Annotated in this window: 19 protein-coding genes; 14 read left to right on the plus strand and 5 right to left on the minus strand. The window is 67.1% G+C overall.

Annotation, left to right across the window (positions count from 1 at the left end; genetic code table 11):
- The first annotated feature begins 173 nt into the window (after nt 1-173).
- The 3 genes from ETR14_RS13210 to ETR14_RS13220 all read left to right on the plus strand — a co-directional run bounded on the left by ETR14_RS13210 (nt 174) and on the right by ETR14_RS13220 (nt 3,230).
- Nucleotides 174-638: a DUF4126 domain-containing protein gene (locus ETR14_RS13210; protein ID WP_243455509.1), complete on the plus strand. Its 465-nt coding sequence runs from the start codon at nt 174-176 to the stop codon at nt 636-638.
- 66 nt (nt 639-704) lie between these two features.
- The gene (locus tag ETR14_RS13215) at nt 705-1,610 is read left to right on the plus strand and encodes an alpha/beta fold hydrolase (RefSeq protein ID WP_129385213.1); all 906 of its coding nucleotides are present in this window, start codon (nt 705-707) and stop codon (nt 1,608-1,610) included.
- A 510-nt stretch (nt 1,611-2,120) separates the two neighbouring features.
- Nucleotides 2,121-3,230 carry a hypothetical protein gene (locus tag ETR14_RS13220; RefSeq protein ID WP_129385215.1) on the plus strand — a complete coding sequence of 370 codons (1,110 nt, stop codon included), beginning with the start codon at nt 2,121-2,123 and terminating at the stop codon, nt 3,228-3,230.
- 57 nt (nt 3,231-3,287) lie between these two features.
- Here the strand turns inward: ETR14_RS13220 and ETR14_RS13225 are convergent, their stop codons facing one another.
- Nucleotides 3,288-4,385 (minus strand): alpha/beta fold hydrolase, encoded by a 1,098-nt coding sequence (locus tag ETR14_RS13225; RefSeq protein WP_129385216.1) that lies wholly within the window; start codon nt 4,383-4,385, stop codon nt 3,288-3,290.
- Nucleotides 4,386-4,854: 469 nt separating this feature from the next.
- Here ETR14_RS13225 and ETR14_RS13230 point away from each other — a divergent pair, with 469 nt between their 5' ends.
- The 7 genes from ETR14_RS13230 to ETR14_RS13260 all read left to right on the plus strand — a co-directional run bounded on the left by ETR14_RS13230 (nt 4,855) and on the right by ETR14_RS13260 (nt 9,701).
- Nucleotides 4,855-5,871 carry a glycoside hydrolase family 5 protein gene (locus tag ETR14_RS13230; protein WP_243455510.1) on the plus strand — a complete coding sequence of 339 codons (1,017 nt, stop codon included), beginning with the start codon at nt 4,855-4,857 and terminating at the stop codon, nt 5,869-5,871.
- 252 nt (nt 5,872-6,123) lie between these two features.
- Complete coding sequence (locus ETR14_RS13235) at nt 6,124-6,888, plus strand: ScpA family protein (protein WP_129391827.1); 765 nt, start codon at nt 6,124-6,126, stop codon at nt 6,886-6,888.
- 23 nt (nt 6,889-6,911) lie between these two features.
- Nucleotides 6,912-7,493 carry an SMC-Scp complex subunit ScpB gene (gene scpB / locus ETR14_RS13240; protein WP_129385218.1) on the plus strand — a complete coding sequence of 194 codons (582 nt, stop codon included), beginning with the start codon at nt 6,912-6,914 and terminating at the stop codon, nt 7,491-7,493.
- A gap of 160 nt (nt 7,494-7,653) precedes the next feature.
- On the plus strand, nt 7,654-7,917 hold the full coding sequence (locus ETR14_RS13245) for a twin-arginine translocase TatA/TatE family subunit (protein ID WP_129385220.1): 264 nt from the start codon (nt 7,654-7,656) through the stop codon (nt 7,915-7,917).
- A gap of 18 nt (nt 7,918-7,935) precedes the next feature.
- Nucleotides 7,936-8,496, plus strand: a complete 561-nt coding sequence (gene tatB, locus ETR14_RS13250) for a Sec-independent protein translocase protein TatB (protein ID WP_129385222.1) — start codon at nt 7,936-7,938, stop codon at nt 8,494-8,496.
- Nucleotides 8,496-9,299, plus strand: coding sequence for a twin-arginine translocase subunit TatC (gene tatC, locus ETR14_RS13255; protein WP_243455917.1), 804 nt, complete (start codon nt 8,496-8,498; stop codon nt 9,297-9,299). Before tatB ends, tatC begins: the two co-directional genes overlap by 1 nt.
- Nucleotides 9,300-9,422: 123 nt before the next feature.
- Nucleotides 9,423-9,701 (plus strand): endonuclease domain-containing protein, encoded by a 279-nt coding sequence (locus ETR14_RS13260; protein ID WP_243455511.1) that lies wholly within the window; start codon nt 9,423-9,425, stop codon nt 9,699-9,701.
- 181 nt (nt 9,702-9,882) lie between these two features.
- Here the strand turns inward: ETR14_RS13260 and ETR14_RS13265 are convergent, their stop codons facing one another.
- Entirely contained in the window at nt 9,883-10,227 is a 345-nt protein-coding gene (locus ETR14_RS13265) for a hypothetical protein (protein WP_129385226.1), read from the minus strand.
- Nucleotides 10,228-10,508: 281 nt separating this feature from the next.
- On the opposite strand from ETR14_RS13265, the gene ETR14_RS13270 reads away from it, so the two are divergent.
- Nucleotides 10,509-12,473: a bifunctional diguanylate cyclase/phosphodiesterase gene (locus ETR14_RS13270; RefSeq protein WP_129391833.1), complete on the plus strand. Its 1,965-nt coding sequence runs from the start codon at nt 10,509-10,511 to the stop codon at nt 12,471-12,473.
- Between the two features lie 62 nt (nt 12,474-12,535).
- Here ETR14_RS13270 and ETR14_RS13275 read toward each other — a convergent pair whose 3' ends face one another.
- Complete coding sequence (locus ETR14_RS13275) at nt 12,536-12,661, minus strand: entericidin A/B family lipoprotein (protein WP_129385228.1); 126 nt, start codon at nt 12,659-12,661, stop codon at nt 12,536-12,538.
- Between the two features lie 404 nt (nt 12,662-13,065).
- Between ETR14_RS13275 and ETR14_RS13280 the strand changes: the two genes are divergently transcribed.
- Nucleotides 13,066-13,254 carry a hypothetical protein gene (locus tag ETR14_RS13280; RefSeq protein ID WP_129385230.1) on the plus strand — a complete coding sequence of 63 codons (189 nt, stop codon included), beginning with the start codon at nt 13,066-13,068 and terminating at the stop codon, nt 13,252-13,254.
- Between the two features lie 35 nt (nt 13,255-13,289).
- On the opposite strand, the gene ETR14_RS13285 is transcribed toward ETR14_RS13280, so the two are convergent.
- Together ETR14_RS13285 and ETR14_RS13290 are read right to left on the minus strand one after the other, a co-directional pair.
- Nucleotides 13,290-14,879, minus strand: a complete 1,590-nt coding sequence (locus tag ETR14_RS13285) for a sensor histidine kinase (RefSeq protein ID WP_129385232.1) — start codon at nt 14,877-14,879, stop codon at nt 13,290-13,292.
- 27 nt (nt 14,880-14,906) lie between these two features.
- On the minus strand, nt 14,907-15,116 hold the full coding sequence (locus ETR14_RS13290) for a NepR family anti-sigma factor (protein ID WP_129385234.1): 210 nt from the start codon (nt 15,114-15,116) through the stop codon (nt 14,907-14,909).
- Nucleotides 15,117-15,419: 303 nt separating this feature from the next.
- Here ETR14_RS13290 and ETR14_RS13295 point away from each other — a divergent pair, with 303 nt between their 5' ends.
- Together ETR14_RS13295 and ETR14_RS28355 are read left to right on the plus strand one after the other, a co-directional pair.
- Nucleotides 15,420-16,214 carry a response regulator gene (locus ETR14_RS13295; RefSeq protein WP_129385236.1) on the plus strand — a complete coding sequence of 265 codons (795 nt, stop codon included), beginning with the start codon at nt 15,420-15,422 and terminating at the stop codon, nt 16,212-16,214.
- A gap of 69 nt (nt 16,215-16,283) precedes the next feature.
- The gene (locus ETR14_RS28355; protein WP_165356429.1) at nt 16,284-16,421 is read left to right on the plus strand and encodes a hypothetical protein; all 138 of its coding nucleotides are present in this window, start codon (nt 16,284-16,286) and stop codon (nt 16,419-16,421) included.
- Nucleotides 16,422-16,449: the final 28 nt, after the last annotated feature.

Genomic DNA, 16,449 nt, shown 5'->3' on the forward strand with positions numbered 1-16,449 from the left:
TCGGGTCGTCTCGGTGGCGAGATCCGGCGAAGCCTTCCCGCCGACGGGCGGGCAGGCTCATGGAGCAAGATGTTTGAAACGACGTTCTCAAGCGCTCGTGCACTGCCCGTGCAGACAGCTGGTCGTTACCTTTCCGGCTGCCGCTCTGCCATGATCTTGATCGGAGAAACTCTGTGCTACGTTCCTTCCTCATTGGCCTGGTCGCCGGCCAGCGCGGCATGACGCCGCTGGCGGTGATCGCGACCGCCACCCGCGGCAAGGAGATTGCAGCCGAACTGCCGCTGCAGACGCTGATGCTGAACCCTGTGATCGCGGCAGGGACCGCCGCGTTCGCCGCTGCCGAAATGGCGGGCGACAAGATGAAGACCGCGCCCGACCGGACGGTGCCGATCGGGCTTGCCGTCCGCAGCGTGACCGCCGCTTATGCGGGGGCGGCGCTGGCGCCGCGTGACAAGCGTGTGCTGGGGGCCACGATCGCCGTCGGCACGGCCATCGCCTCCTCTTATGTCGGGCTTGCCGCGCGCAAATGGGGGATGCGGCGATACGGCCAGACCGCGACCGGCTTCGTCGAGGATGCGATCGTCTTCGGCAGCGGGCTGGCGATCGCCAATCCTGCGCTGTTCGCCCGCGAGCGCTGACCGAGTGCGGGTTCGCCGATCAGGTGCGCGCATACGCGGATCGGCCGAAATCGGGAGGAGGGATGGATGAAGACCGTCGATACCCCGACGCTGCGCATCGGCTACCAGGAGCTTGGGGAGGCGGACGGCTGGCCGGTCATCCTCTCCCACGGCTTTCCCTATGACGTGCATGCCTATGCGGAAGTCGCGCCCATTCTGGCGGAGGCCGGCGCACGCGTGATCATGCCGTGGCTTCGGGGCTTCGGCCCGACCCGCTTCCTGTCGCCAAGGACGATGCGGAGCGGACAGCAGGCCGCGCTCGGACAGGACCTCGTCGATTTGCTCGACGCCCTGGGCATCGAGCGCGCACTGCTCGCCGGCTATGACTGGGGCGGCCTCGCCTCCTGCGTTGCCACGGCGCTGTGGCCCGAGCGGGTGTCGGCACTTATCTCTTTGGCCAGCTACGACGTGATCGACGTCGAGCGGCTCGGCCACTGCGTCGCGCCGCATCTCGAAAGCGTGTTGTGGTATCAGCATCTGTTCCAGCGGGAGCGCGGCCGCGAGTGCCTGGAGCGGCATCGGCGGGAGCTCTGCCGCTTGCTGTGGGAACAATGGTCGCCGAGCTGGCGGTTCGACGACGCGACCTTCGCCCGCAGTGCCGACGCATTCCACACTCCGGACTTCGTCGACGTCGTCATCCATTCCTACCGCTTTGCCTTTGGCACCGAAGCCGGCGATCCTGCGCTGGAGCCGCTCGAGGCGCGATTGCGAACCAGGCCTAAGATCGTGGTGCCGGCGGTGACGCTGGACGGCGCCGAGGACCCGCTGAAGCCGGGCGGCACAGCCGATCAGGCGAACATGTTCGCCGCTTCGCACGAACATCGCACGATCGCGGCGGGCCACAACCTGCCGCAGGAAGCGCCGGTCGCCTTTGCCGACGCGGTGCTGACCGCGCGGCGCATGGCGCAGGAGGGGTCCCGCCCGCCAGCTTGATCCGGGGCGTTGCCCCGACACGCCCGGCCCAGCGTGCGCCTGCCCTCCCGGTTCCCTGAAGCGCAGTCCGGAGCGGGTCGGAGCCCCTGTAAGGCTTTGTGCGTACGGTGGAATCCACAGCTAGGCGACACAGTCGCGTGCGTCGTAAAAGGCCGCCGTTCCGGAAGCTACCCCCTTGCTTCCGTCGACAGGGCCGGGGCGCTGGACACGCAGTCTCCCCAGACATCATCGCTCCGGCCCCCCTCCCTCCTTTTGCGCGGCCGCGTTTCTGCAGGCCGTTCCGGCGCTCGATGACGACGCTTGCGGCGCAGCGTCGCGGCATGTTCGATGGTCCGGCGGCTGGACCGGGCAATGGGCCGGACAGAGAGCTTTTGATCAAGCCTCCTCCAGTTCGGTGCGAGTTTCCCTTGCGCGGTCGTGTCGGAGCCAACGACATTGCGGTTGCGAGCCGAGGAGCGAATTTGGCCGGGGCCGCCCGGCCGACCACGCCGTCGAACAAGGGAGGGCAGGATGACGAGCAAGGAGCGCTTGGACGCGCTGGTGGGCAGCCTGCAGGCGACGTGCGAGGCGGCGACGGCGACGAGCGTGATCGCGGCAAGCATGGTCCAGCTTTCCTACTTCGCCTATAACGAGCCGGTCGACACTATCCCGGACGATGTCGCCCACAAGGTGTCGACGCCGGTGCCTAACGCCCATTGGCGCTGCGTCTGGGGGCCGGCGATCGATGCCGACGACGGCAACCTGCTCTATGTCGCCGGCCTGTTCGCCGGCACCGCCGCCGATCCGGCCGGCGCCTCGCCGTTCGCGGTCGCGGTGGTCAGCCGCGGCACCGCCGATCCGAGCCTCGCCGGGCTGCTCGAGGACCTTTACGAGGATGCGACGCCGGTGCCGCAGGAGCGCTGGCTAAACGCTGCCGACCGATGGATCGCCAATGGCAGCGTCTCCGCCTTGTGGTCGGTGATCTCGCTGACCTCGAACGGCCAGACATTGCTCGGCTATCTCGCCAATCTGCCGCAGGTGGACGGGCACGAACCGATCATCCTCGTCACCGGCCACAGCCTCGGCGGCTGCATCGCCTCGGTGCTGGCGCCGTGGCTGGTCGCCAATCTGCCGACGTCCAAGACAGCGTGGCTGACTCCGATCACCTTCGCCGGCCCGACCGCGGGCAGCAAGGGCTTCGTCGATGCCTTGGTGAACGCCTGTCCGCTCCGGCAGATCTACGTCAATCCGCTGGACGTCGTACCCAAGGCGTGGTGGGACATCGGCGCCATCCCCGACATTTACGGGGGCTGGTATACCGATCCGGCCGTCTATGCCTGGGCTGGGGCGACCATCCTTGCCCTCGACGCGCTGGCCTACCCCTATGCGCCGGTGCCGAGTCCGATCCCGCCGCTCCCGGGTACGTTCATCAATATCCAAAATCCTATCATCGGCCTCGAATGGTTCGAGGAGGCGTATGCGCAACATAGTTGCGCAAACTACATGCTGCTGATGGGGTTGGTGCCGCCGTACGCATTTTCGGCAGATGCGCCGAAGATGCAGCGGCTGGAGGGCGGGCAGCGGGAGGCGCTGGAGACGTTAGTTGGGGGCGGGGTGGAGGCAGTAATCGGCTCGCACTGAGGCGCGCCGATTCGGGGGGAAAGTTCCGCCTTGTGTCCCCTGGAACATCGGGCCGCGCTACCTCCGTGCCTGCACTTGTGCCGGCCCGGGCCACGTGCTCACCACTTGCCCTCGCGTTTCCAACCACCCCACCACCGCTCTAGTGAGCGCAATCCTCTTGTCCGCAAAGGCATGGTCGCTGTCGAGCTCGACGGCCGTGACGTCTGCGCCGGGGCGGCGGCGAAGGGTGTCGGCAAAAGCCTTGTTCTCGGCGGCGCCACCATGCCGCGCGTAGACGCTGAGCATCGGCGACGTTGACAGCCGCGGGGCGAGCGCGGCCAGCTGCCATTGCGCGCCGCGTCGGGCGAGTTCGTCGGCGAGGTCGGCAGCGGTGATCGGGCCGAGGCTGTGGCCGATGTCGTCGAAGCCGGCGATGAACTCGGCGCGTGCGGCTGCGGCATCGCCGACGCGCAAAGCGGCGGTGCTCGGGCCGATGTCCCAGGCGTCGAGCAGGATCAGGCCGGCGAGCGGGCCCGCGGCGTCCGCGAAGCCGGGGCGGGCGCTGCGGTTGCCAGCTACGGCGTCGTTGGCGGCGGTCCAGGCGGCCGCGAAGCCGCCCATCGAGTGGCCGGCGACGACCAGGCGAGTGGGATCGACCTGGTAGCGGCGGGCCGTTTCCGGCGTGCGCAGGAAGGCGAGGGCGACTTGCGTGTCCTCGAGCGCGTGCTGGATCGAGAAGGTGCCTTCGCTGCCCCAGGCGCCGCGATAGGTGAAAGTGAGCACGTTCCAGCCGGCGCGGCGGACTGCCTGGGCGAGATCGAGATTGCGCTCGTTGCCGGGTAGACCGTGGAGGAGAAGCAGCGTCGGCTTCGGGCCGGCGCCGCCTGCCAGCAGGAACAGAGCGTTCATCTCGTAGCCGTGCGAGGAGATGAGCAATTGGCGGTTGGCGGCGGGATGGCCGGGGTCGCGCGGCGGATCAGCGATAGCGGCGTCGGCTACGGGGAGAACTGTGCCTGGCCGCGGCGGCGTGGCCGGGCTGCCGCCGGTCAGCAGCGGGGCGCCGCGCTCGAAATCGATGACGTAGGGCAGGCTCGGGATCACGGGGCGGGACGCCGGTGCGGCGCCGGTCAGCGCGCCGATCATGAGCGTTGCGGCGATGGTGCGAATTTTCATCATGTCCCCCCGGATGCGCGGGCAGGTTAGCACGTCATGACGTCATGGGGAGGGGGTGTGCGGTTCGGACCTGCCGCGCCAGTTCCGTGCCGTCTTCCAACTTTGAAAGGTTGCGTCTCCACCACCCGTTCGGGCTGAGCCTGTCGAAGCCCACTCCTTTCTCCATTTCCAATCCCTCCTTTTGCGAAAGGCGAAGGAGAGGGCTTCGACAAGCTCAGCCCGAACGGGTTTAGGAGGACATAGCAAGAGCCGGAGCCCGGAAGAGCCGTTGGTTGGAAGGTGGGCTTCGACAAACTTTTCGACTGCGCTCGGGAGAGCTTCAGCCCGCACGCGTGCCGAGCCATGCCGAAAAGCCATCGAACGAGGAGACGCGCCACAAAAATCCGCCGCCCGCAAGCGCTGCAAACCGCTCCACTTTCCGGCGCGATGCTCTACCGTCGCCGCGCCCGGTAAGAGGCGGAGAGGAAAGGGAATGACGATTTTGCGAGAGATGAAGCTGGCACTGGTCGCGGCGATCGCGCTGCTGTGCGGGGTCGCGGAGGCGGCACCGGCCGGGGCGGCGGCGCCCGCGGCTGCGCAGTTCAGGCGCGGGGTCAACATCATCGGCTACGATCCGATCTGGAAGGATCCGGCCAAGGCGCGTTTCCAGCAGAAGCATTTCGGCGAAATACGCCGCGGCGGGTTCGACTTCGTTCGGGTCAATTTGTTCGCCTTCGAGCATATGGACGAACGGAACCGGCTCGATCCCAAATGGCTGGAACGGCTCGACTGGGTGGTGCGCGAGGCCGGCAAGGCCGGGCTCGGCGTGATCCTGGACGAGCATGACTTCGATGCCTGCGCCAAGGATCTGCCGGCCTGCAAGGTGAAGCTGCCCGCTTTCTGGCGTCAGGTCGCGCCGCGCTACGCGCGAGCGCCGGCGAGCGTCGCGTTCGAATTGCTCAACGAACCCTATGGTCCGCTCGACGCCGACACCTGGAACACGCTCTCGGCCGAGCTGCTCGGCATCGTCCGCGCCAGCAACCCGGCGCGAACGGTGATCATCGGGCCGACCCAGTGGAACAATTTCGCGCAGCTGAAGACGCTGAAGCTGCCGGAGGCCGACCGCAACATCCTCGTCACCTTCCATTATTACGAGCCGTTCCGCTTCACCCATCAGGGCGCCTCGTGGGCGGGCGACATGAAGGACGTGAAGGGCGTCCAGTGGAGCGAGGACGGGCGGCTGCAGGCGCGGCGCGACTTCGCCACGGTCGCCGCCTGGGCGAAGGCGCAGCGGCGCCCGGTGCTGCTCGGCGAATTCGGCGCCTACGACATGTCCGGCACGCCGATCGACCAGCGCGTCGCCTACACCAAGGCGATCCGCGAAGAGGCCGAGGCGGCGGGCTTTCCCTGGGCCTATTGGCAGTTCGATTCGAACTTTCTGGTGTGGGACATGGACAAGGACGGCTGGGTGGAGCCGATCCGGAGCGCGCTGATACCCTCTCCCCGTTAGGAGAGAAGGCCGGGGAAGGGCGGAGTTTGGTCTACCCGTCCAAATGGTAACCTGATGGGATGCCGAGAAGTGCTCCGGTTCCGGCGCTGGTGCTGAGGCGTCCACGCCCCCATCGAGGGGGCGAGAACGCACCCACCCCCGTCCCCTCCCTTGCAGGGAGGGGTGTTTCATTGGCCGGTTGAAGCTCCTGTGGGCGGTGCGAGGATCTGAGGAGGGGTGCCCAAGCGCAAGAGCGCTGCTAGTCTCGCCGCGATGGACGAGACCGAGACCCTGTTCGAGGATACGCCGCAGGTCGGGTCGGCCGATCGGCTGACGCTCGATCTCGACGGGTGGGAGGGGCCCCTCGATCTGCTGCTGACCCTGGCGCGGTCGCAGAAGGTGGATCTGGCGAAGATCTCGATCCTGGCTCTGGTCGAGCAATATCTCGCCTTCATCGCCGATGCGAAGAAATTGAAGCTGGAGATCGCCGCCGATTATCTGGTGATGGCGGCTTGGCTCGCCTACCTGAAATCCTGTCTGCTGCTGCCCAAGGATCCCGAGCAGGATCCTTCGCCCGAGGAGCTGGCGATGCGGCTGCAGCTGCGCCTGCAGCGGCTGGCGGCGATGCGCGAGGCGGGGGCGCGGCTGATGGCGCGCGATCGACTGGGCCGCGATGTCTTCCTGCGCGGCGTGCCGGAAGGGCTGCGGGTGGTCAGGAAGGCGCTGTGGCAGGTCGATCTCTACGATCTGATCGCCGCCTATGGCGCGATGCGGGCGCGCAACGAGCCGGCGATCCATGTCGTCGGGCGGCGGCCGGTGATGACCCTTGACGAGGCGCTGACCCGCGTCGAACGCATGCTCGGCATCCGCATGGAATGGACCCGGCTCGAAAGCTTCCTGCCGGAGACCCAGGACGGCGAATATCGCAAGTCGGCGCTCGCCTCCTCGTTCGTCGCCGCGCTCGAGCTCGCCAAGCGCGGCAAGCTCGAGATCGAGCAGCAGGATGCCTTCGCGCCGCTCTACGTGCGGTCGGCATGACCGGGCCGCAAGAGGAATTGCGGATGAGCGGCGAGCTTCCGGACGATCTGCGCGCGATCGAGGCGGTGCTGTTCGCGGCGTCGGAGCCGATGAGCGTCGACGACATAAAGGAGCATGTCGGCGCCGGGATCGACGTCAAAGGTGCGCTGGCGACGCTCGAAGCCCATTATGCCGGGCGCGGCATCAACCTCGTCGAGCGGGCCAGGCGCTGGCATTTTCAAACCGCGGCCGACATGGCGCATCTGCTCCGCCGCGAGCGCGACGAAAGCCGCAAATTGTCGCGCGCCGCGGTCGAGACCCTGGCGATCATCGCCTATCACGAACCGGTCAGCCGCGCCGAGATCGAGGCGATCCGCGGCGTCCAGATCTCCAAGGGGACGTTGGACGTGCTGATGGAGGCGGGCTGGGTCCGCCCGGCCGGCCGCCGGGAAGTGCCGGGGCGGCCGCTCACTTACGCGACGACGGCCGATTTCCTTGCCCATTTCGGCCTGCAGAGCCGCCGCGATCTGCCGGGCATCGACGATTTGAAGGCGGCAGGTCTGCTCGATCCGATCGACGCGGCGATGGAGCAATTGGTGCTGGAGACCGGCCCCGAGGGCGACTGAAGGCCGGTGTCCCGAAACGCTTTGCGCCGCGGCCAAGTGGGGCTACAGGCGGAGCGCGGGCGGACGGGGACAGGAGCGCTTCCCCGCAGGGAGGAAGATGGACCGTTGAGCCGGTCCTGCTCGATCCCTATCTAGTCCGCACGGCATTCGGAGAGGTCCCATGGGTGGTTTGAGCATCTGGCATTGGCTGATCGTCGGGATCATCATCCTGCTTCTGTTCGGCAAAGGCCGCTTTTCCGACATGATGGGCGACGTTGCCAAGGGGCTGAAGAGCTTCAAGAAGGGCATGTCGGAGGATGACGAGGCCCCCCGTACGCCGACCGCAGCCGCGCCGCCGCCGCGGCTGCGCGACGAGACCACGCTCGAAGTGCCGGCCGATCGCAGCCGCGATCTCGACGGCGCTCCGCCGCGCCGCGAGCCCTGATTTCAAAGCCCGGGCGGCATGTTCGACATCGGCTATTCGGAGCTGCTGGTCGTCGCGATCGTAGCCTTGATCGTGATCGGCCCGAAGGATCTGCCGCGGGTGATGCGCACCGTGGGGCAATGGGTCGGCCGCGCCCGCGGCATGGCGCGCCATTTCCGATCGGGGATCGACACCATGATCCGCGAGGCCGAGCTCGAGGAAATGGAAAAGAAGTGGCGCGAGGAAAATGAGCGGATCATGCGCGAGCATCCGCTCGGCACCAGCTGGGACGATCCGGTCGCGCTCGCCGCGCCGGTGACCGACCCCGCGCCGGCGCCGCCGGCCGCGGCCGAGCCGTGGAGCGAGCCGCAGGGCGCCGAGGACGAAGACGTCGGCGAGCGCGGCACCCGTGCCTCCGATCACACCGCCGCCGCCGCCAATGCAGTGCCGCCGCGCACCGCGCCGCCGCCCGCTGCCGAGCCGGGAACTGACGCACCTGCGGCGCCGCCTGCGTCCGACACCCAGTTGAGCTTCCTGTCCGATCCGTCGCCGCGCGGCGACGAATCCGAGGGCGCCGCCCCGCGCCGGGAACTGCCGTGATCCGCGACATCGACAACAGCCGTGCGCCGCTGATGGACCATCTGATCGAGCTGCGCCGGCGGCTGATCTGGTCGTTCGCGGCGCTTGGCGTCGCCTTTGCCGGCTGCTTCTATTTCGCCGACAAGATCCTAGCCTTTCTCGCCCAGCCTCTGGTCAAGGCGTTCGGCGCCGGCCAGGGCAAATTGATCTACACCAAGCTCTACGAGGCCTTCTTCACCGAAGTGCGGGTGGCTTTGTTCGCCGCCTTCTTCCTCGCCTTTCCGATCATCGCGATGCAGATCTGGCTGTTCGTAGCGCCGGGACTCTACGCCAAGGAGAAGAAGGCGTTCCTGCCCTTCCTGATCGCGACCCCGATCCTGTTCCTGGCCGGCGGTGCGCTCGCTTATTATGTGGTGATGCCGACGGCATTCCGCTTCTTCCTGAAATATCAGGGCAATCTTGGCGGCATCGAGCAGGAGGCGCTGCCCGCCATCGGCGAATATCTGTCGATGGTGATGCAGTTCATCTTCGCTTTCGGCGTCGCTTTTTTGCTGCCGATCCTGCTGATGCTGCTGGAACGCGCCGGCATCGTCACCCGCACCCAATTGGTGCAGGGGCGGCGCTACGCCGTGCTCGTCGCCTTCGTCATCGCCGCGGTGGCGACTCCGCCCGACGTCGTCTCCCAGTTCATGCTCGCGATCCCCTTGTGGCTGCTCTACGAAGCCTCGCTGATCGCGATCTGGTTCACCGAGCGCAGGCGGGCGAAAGACGCGGCGGCGGAAGGTACCGCGATCGAGGCGCAGGCTTCGGAGACGCAGGGCTGAGCCGGGCGCTGCATCCGCGCCGGACCTGATCGTCGAAACTGGTGGAGGGCTGTGCGGAGCACCAGTAGGTCCACTGTCGCGAAAGCGCGGACGATGCGGCGGAGCTTGTCGCCCCCTGAGGCGATGCTTTGGGACCTTCTACGTCCGCGGCCGGACGGCTTCAAGTTCCGGCGGCAGCATCCGGTGGGGCCGTTCGTGCTGGATTTCTATTGCGCGGCGGTTCGGTTGGGGATCGAGGTGGATGGGAATGCGCATGAGATGGGCGATCACCCGGCGCGTGATGCGTGGTTGCGGGAACGCGGTATTTCCGTGCTGCGGATCAACGCCGAGGAGGTGTTCACCAACCCGGAGGGGGTTCTCCAGCACATCTTGAACGCTTGCGCGGGTGGTTCCTCCTCTTAGGCCGTCGGCCCCTCCACCGCACTTCGTGCGGTCCCCCTCCCCATCCGCTTCGCGGACAGGGAGGAAACCAAGGGCACCAATACCTCTCCTCCCTGTCGCCGCAGGCGATGGGGAGGGGGACCGCCGAAGGCGGTGGAGGGGCGCCTCGGGCTTCAGCGCCGCGCCGGCGGCATCTTGACCTTTACCCCCGCACCTTGACCACGTTGCCGCGGTCGCTGGTGATCGAGCGGGTTTCGCCGCGGCGGATGGGGGTGGCGTAGGGCCAGCATTCGCGGAAGCTGCCGCCCCAGGTGAAGCAGAGGCGTTGCTTCTCCATCGCCCAGCGGCCGGAGACGTCGCGGCCGTTGAAGCTGGCGCGGACGCCGCCGTCCGACCCGAAGCTGAGGGTCGACACCTGGCCGTTGGCAGCGGTGACCTGGAGAGTCCGGCCGGCGATCCCGGCCGCGCTTTGCGGGCGGTCGCCGCCACCGGCGCAGCCTGCCAGAGCGACGGTCAGGCACAGACCGAGCGGGATGATCCTGTTCACGAGCATTGTCCTCCTGTCGTGTCGAACGCGAAACGAGCTGCCGAGTTCACCGCTCAAGCGAAGTCCTTCGCCGGCGCGGCCCGTCCGGAAGATTGGCGCAGCAGCGGCAACGACTCGTCTGAAGAGCATCTGTTCCCGAACAATAGGGCGCGTTTACTGCCGCTTGGGGACGCTACCGTATCCGTTTCCGGTGGCCCGTTAAACCCATTTCAACCCGGCTGGACCAGCATGTGCAAGTCGCAGGGGAATCGGCGCGTGAGGGGCTTTGTGTGTTGAAACGGATGGCGGCGTCGGTGTGGCACGCGTTCGATCTGGTCGGAACGGCCAGCGCGAGCGACCGGGCCCTGCTGCGCGAGCAGTTCCGAACGCTCGCCGCGCAGATCCCGTTCATGTACGCGCTGATGGCGGTCGACGCCTGCTTCCTGAGCTTCGCCATGTATCGCGACGTTCCCCACATGGAGAGCCTCGGCGTGCCGGCCTTGCTGTGCTTCGCGGCGCTGGTGCGGACGATCGTGTGGCTGCGGCGCAGCCGCGAGGAAAGATCGCCGGAAACGATCCGCCGCTACCTGAAATTCACTTTGGCCACCTCGGCCGTGCTCAGCCTCGGTTTCGGCGGCTGGGGCATGCTGCTGTTCGAGAATGCCGATCTCGCCGAGCGCACCTGCATCGCGCTCTACATCTTCATCGGTGCGACCAGCTGCGCCTATTGTCTGCAATGCCTGCCCGGATCGGCGCGGTTCGTGTTGCTGTGCGGCGCCGCGCCGATGACCTTGCGCCTGCTGCTCTCGGCCGAATGGCTGCTGATCGGCCTCGGCGTCGATCTCGTCGTCGTCATGGCGCTGATCCTGCGGATGCTGAGTACCAATTACGGCGGCTTCCTGGAAGTGATCTCGTCGCGCTCCGAAATCCTCGCCGAGCGCGAGCGCGCGCGCGACGCCGAGCAGCGCGCCCACGATCTCGCCTATCACGATCCGCTCACCGGGCTGCCCAATCGGCGCGCGCTCAGCGACCTGCTCGATGGCAGCATGGCCGCGCCGGGGGAGGCGCCGGGCTTCGGACTGCTGATCGTCGATCTCGACCGCTTCAAGAGCATCAACGACGTGCACGGCCATCTCGCCGGCGACCAGCTGCTGCGCGAAGTCGCCGCGCGCCTGCTGGCGCTCACCGGCGATGTCGCCCGTGCCTTCCGCCTCGGCGGCGACGAATTCGCGATCGTGGTCGAGACCGGGCCGGAGGACGGCGACGCGCCGCGCCGGATCGCCCGCCGCATCGTCCAGGGGATGAGCGAGCCGTTCGCGATCAGCGGCTTCGTCCATCATATCGGCGCGAGCATCGGCATTTCCCTGTTCCCGGCCGACGCCGTCGACCGCGAGACGTTGATGCGCCGGGCCGACATCGCTCTGTACCGAGCGAAGGAAGGCGGGCGCTGCCAGCACCGCTGCTTCGAACCGCTGATGGACGCCGAGATCAAGCGGCGCTCGGAGCTCGAGAGCCAGCTTCGCGAGACCATCCTGGCGGACGGATTCCGCCCGTATTACCAGCCGCTGGTCGAACTCGCGAGCGGCCGCATCGTCGGCTTCGAGATGCTGGCGCGCTGGCCGCGGCCGGACGGGTTCGAGATCGGCCCCGATCAGTTCATCCCGGTCGCGGAGGAAAGCGGGCTGATCAACGAGCTGATGCTGCAGTTGCTGGAGCGGGGCTGCCGCGACGCGCTGGAATGGGATCCGGCGTTGAGCATCGAGATCAACATTTCGCCGGTCCAGCTCAAGGATCCGTGGCTGTCGGAGAAGATCCTCGGTACGCTGATCCGGCTCAACTTCCCGCCGCATCGGCTCGGCATCGAGATCACCGAGAATGCGCTGATCGTCGACGCCGACAATGCCCGGCGGACAATCGAATCGTTGAAGAACCAGGGCATGAAGGTGGCGCTCGACGATTTCGGCACCGGTTATTCGTCGCTGCAGCACCTGCGCATGCTGCCGTTCGACAAGATCAAGATCGACCGCTCGTTCGTGCTTGCGCTCGACCGCGATGCCGATGCGCTGAAGATTGTCCGCGCGATCACCAGCCTGGCGAGCAGCCTCGATCTGCCGGTGGTCGCGGAAGGGATCGAGTGCGAGGCGGCGGTGCAGCAGCTCGGCGCGCTCGGCTGCGCCTTTGGCCAGGGCTTCCACCTGGGACGGCCGCTCTCAGCCGATCAGGTGCGGGGATTGTTGAACGGGAACGTCGCCGCCGGCGCCGCGTGAGGCCGCCCGCACGGGCAAAAAAAAGGCCGCCCGAAGGCGGCCTTTTCGCGCTGGGCAGAATCTTAGATCGCCTTTTCGCCGGCCTCGCCGACCGACTTGATGTCTTCGCCGGCACCCTTGACCGTGTTGCACGCGCCAAGCGCCAGGCTGGTGGTCACCGCGAAGAGGCAAAGAAGCTTACGAACCATGGCGTGTCTCCTGAGGCAGTTGGAAGCGCGCCAGGCGCGCTCAGCATGTGCAGCTAAAATTCGCGTCGAACGGGATGGTTCCGGAGCGGCCGTGCCACGGAAGAGGGCACAAACAAAAGCCGCCCCGGTACGGAGCGGCGAGAGCGAGCATCCTGGAATGTGTTGAGCCCGGAGGCGCCACCGGGGGGGGGGGAGGTTGGCGCGTCCGGGCTCATGTTCTGGATAGCGAGAGCGGGGGGGCAAAAGGTCACTATCCGAAGTACACAACGACGAAACAGTGCCCCGGTTCCGCACAGATCCAAAAAAAATCGTTAGCGCCGCATTTTTCTCGCAACCCCATCGCGATCGTGCCTGTTCACACTGGAAAGCCCCGGAGCCGATCGGCTCCTTACAGGAGACAGAATGTGGCGCAGCCTCCCAAGACGACCCCCCATAGCGACCTCAGCGGAGTCCATCGCGACGAGAAGCGCAACGTCGACAGCGCCAATGCGGTCGGCCAGGATGCGGGCACGGTCGCCGACGCCAAACGCGGCAATGCCGCCCGCCCCGAATCCAACGACGAGGAGCCCGGGCTGGACGATCGCAGCCGCTGAGCCATTAGAGCCGAGGGCGGTGCACCGCCTCCGGTTCAGCCGCGATCGGCCTTGTCGACAACGGCGATCGCCAGCGCGTAGCGGCCGATGTCGGTGTTGCGGTCGATGTTGCTGCGCAGCTGGCGCGACAGGCCGGTGACGATCCTCTCGAAGCGGTCGGCGACTCTCTCGTCGGTCTCGACCTGACCGCGCAGGGTGTCTGATTCGAGGATGAGCTGGGCGGTGGACGCGGTCGCGCCCTCGCCGGTCAGCGACACCTGAACGGCGCCGGCGCCATGGAACATCGCGAACTCGACCACTTCGGTGACCAGGAAGGCGACGGAGACGGCGACGTCCTGGGTGGCGTAATAAGGCTCGAGATCGAGCCGGATCGCCATGTTGGCGGCATTGGCGGGCGCGGTCGCGCGCAGATTGGCGGCGAGCTCCGAGACCAGGGGCTTGAGCGCGACCCCGCGATTTTCCTCGAGCTCGGCATAATGGTTGCGGTGGACGACGGCGAGCGCGTCGACCCGGCGCTGGATCGAGGCATAAGCCGCTGCCGCCGCTTCGTTCGCCGAACCGCGCGAATGGATGTTGAGCAGGGAGGCGACGACCTGGAGGTTGTTCTTGACGCGGTGATGGACCTCGCGGACCAGCCGGGTCTGGCGCTCGACGGCCGCCTCGAGCTCGGCCTCGTGCCGCGCCACCGTCTGGGCGACGCCTTCGAAGGCGAGGCCGAGTTCGGCGATCTCGCGGGCCGGCGACTTGATCCGCGGCAGACCGAAGTCGCGGTCACCCGGCTGGTAGGCCGAGACCAGCCGCTGCATGCGCTTCAACGGCCGGACGAGATAGCGATCGACGACGAACCAGCCGATCACCGAGGCGCCGAGCCACATCAGCACCGGGAGCAGGATGGTCAGCGCCTCCAGGATCGTGATCGGGACCGCGCTTGCCGACAGATCGAGGCGAAGCTGCCGATCGGCCACCGGGTGGCTGCCCGAGACGGTGCGGACGAACGGCCCTTGCTCATATTCGTCGCGCAGCACCATGGTGCCGGCGCCGCCCTGCTGGGCGAGGGTGAGATCGAACGCTTCCGGCGTGCCGGGGATCGCGGTGAGCTTGGAGAGGGTCTCGCGCGAATATTCGGCGACTCCTTCGAGCACGCCGTGATCACCGAACACGTAAAGTTGCAGGGCCTCGCCGTCCGGAGTGATTTCGGCTAGGCTGTGGCGGCGCGCGAAGCGGCCTGCGCGGGCCGTCGGTGCGAAGCCGGGGCTGGCGCAGCGCGGGCGGATTGAATCGGCGAACAGCGCATAGCGGCCAGGCATCGGGCCGTGTTCGAGCCGCTGCAGCGTGCTTTCGCAAATCTTCGCATTTTGCGGAGCGAGCGCGATCGCCCCGCTGGCGGTGCCGATGGTGATGATGCCGCGGGCGAGGGTGGCGTTGATCCGCTGCGCCTTGACCTCGAGACGGCTCAAGGTCTGCTCGGCGCGATCCTGGGTTTTCTGCTGCGCGCTCTGGATCGAGGCCCAGATCGCGATCAGGCCGAGCGGGAGCAGGAAGGTGCTGAGGATGAACAGCATCTTCACGCCCGTGGACAGGCGTGCGAAGCGAGTCGCGAACCAGCTCTTCAAGGTTTCAGTCACGGTGTCTGGCCGCAGCTGCGGCGAGGCTCAGCCAAGCTTCCCCAGCAGATCGAGCAGGTCCGGCGGAATGTCCTCGTTGATCGTCTGCTGATAGGCCGCGCGCAGCGCATGGCCGACCTCGGGCGTGTTCGCACGTTTCTTTCGCGGCTTGGTCTCGTTCGCGCCCTGGGCATCCGGTGACGGTGCCGATTTGCGCCGGCGCTCACCATCCTGTTCGTCTGCGAAAGTCAAAATCAATTACCCCTCACGGCCGGACGCCGCGCCCGCTGCCTAGATAAAAAGAGCATGCCCGAACAAGTAGCCATCCACCGACGGTGTCCGGCGGCTGGATCAGGCAAGCCCCGCCGCGCGCGAGTTAAGCGCGCACGATTGGCGTTGGAAACAAAAAACTCCGCCATTGGTTCCACCCCTTCAAGCGAGGCGGGCTCACGGTTTTTACGACCATGGCACCCGCGCTCGTGCCTGTTCCGGGGCGGGGTTGCAAAGCACGTTGCACACTCTCAATACACCCCGGGGAATCGAATAGGAGTCGTAACGAACATGTCGCTTGGTCAGGATCTCGCCCCCCATCTTCCGTTTCTGCGGCGCTACGCCCGTGCCCTGACGGGGAGCCAGGGCCATGGCGACGCCTTCGTGCGGGCGACGCTGGAGGCGATCGTCGCCGCGCCGAACGATTTTCCGCGCGACGTCGATCCGCGGCTCGGCCTCTACCGCACGTTCCACGCAATCTGGTCGTCCGCCAATATCGAGGAGGATCCCGGCGCCGGTTCGGGCGCGGATCCGGAGAGCATCGCCCAGGCCCGGCTCGCCCGCATCACGCCGCTGTCGCGCCAGGCGCTGCTGCTCACGGCGATGGAGGGCTTCACCCCCGAAGATGCCGGTTACCTGATCGGCGCCCAGCCCGACGAGGTCGAGCGCCTGGTCGCCGAAGCGCTCGCCGAGATCGAGCGCCAGACCCGCGCCGAAGTGCTGATCATCGAGGACGAGCCGATCATCGCGATGGACATCGAGACCATCGTGCGCGATCTCGGCCATTCGGTCACCGGCGTTGCCGTCACCCGCGACGAGGCGGTGGCGCAGGCGCTCGCCCGCCGCCCCGGCCTGGTTCTCGCCGACATTCAGCTCGCTGACGACAGTTCGGGGATCGACGCGGTGCGCGACATCCTGCAGGAATTCCAGGTGCCGGTGATCTTCATCACCGCCTTCCCGGAGCGCCTGCTGACCGGCGAGCGGCCGGAGCCGACCTTCCTGATCACCAAGCCCTTCCAGCGCTCGACGGTGAAGGCGGCGATCGCCCAGGCTTTGTTCTTCGATCAGGCGACGATCCCCGCCTGATCCAAATAGTCGCGGAACCCCCTCGTTCAGCAGGCGTTGCCTACCTGTAACGAGTGGAACCGAGGGACCATGAACGAGGGCGATCCGCATATCGACACGACACGGGCACGGCAGGGTGCGACACCGCATATGACGCGGTACATTCTGCCGATCTCGCTCGGGCTCGTCGTGGTCCTGTTCCTGCTCTTGTTGCTCATCTGGCGCTGAGCGCCTACATCCTCAGCATAAGGGGGGC

The sequence above is a fragment of the Sphingosinicella sp. BN140058 genome (assembly GCF_004135585.1).
GTDB lineage: Bacteria > Pseudomonadota > Alphaproteobacteria > Sphingomonadales > Sphingomonadaceae > Allosphingosinicella.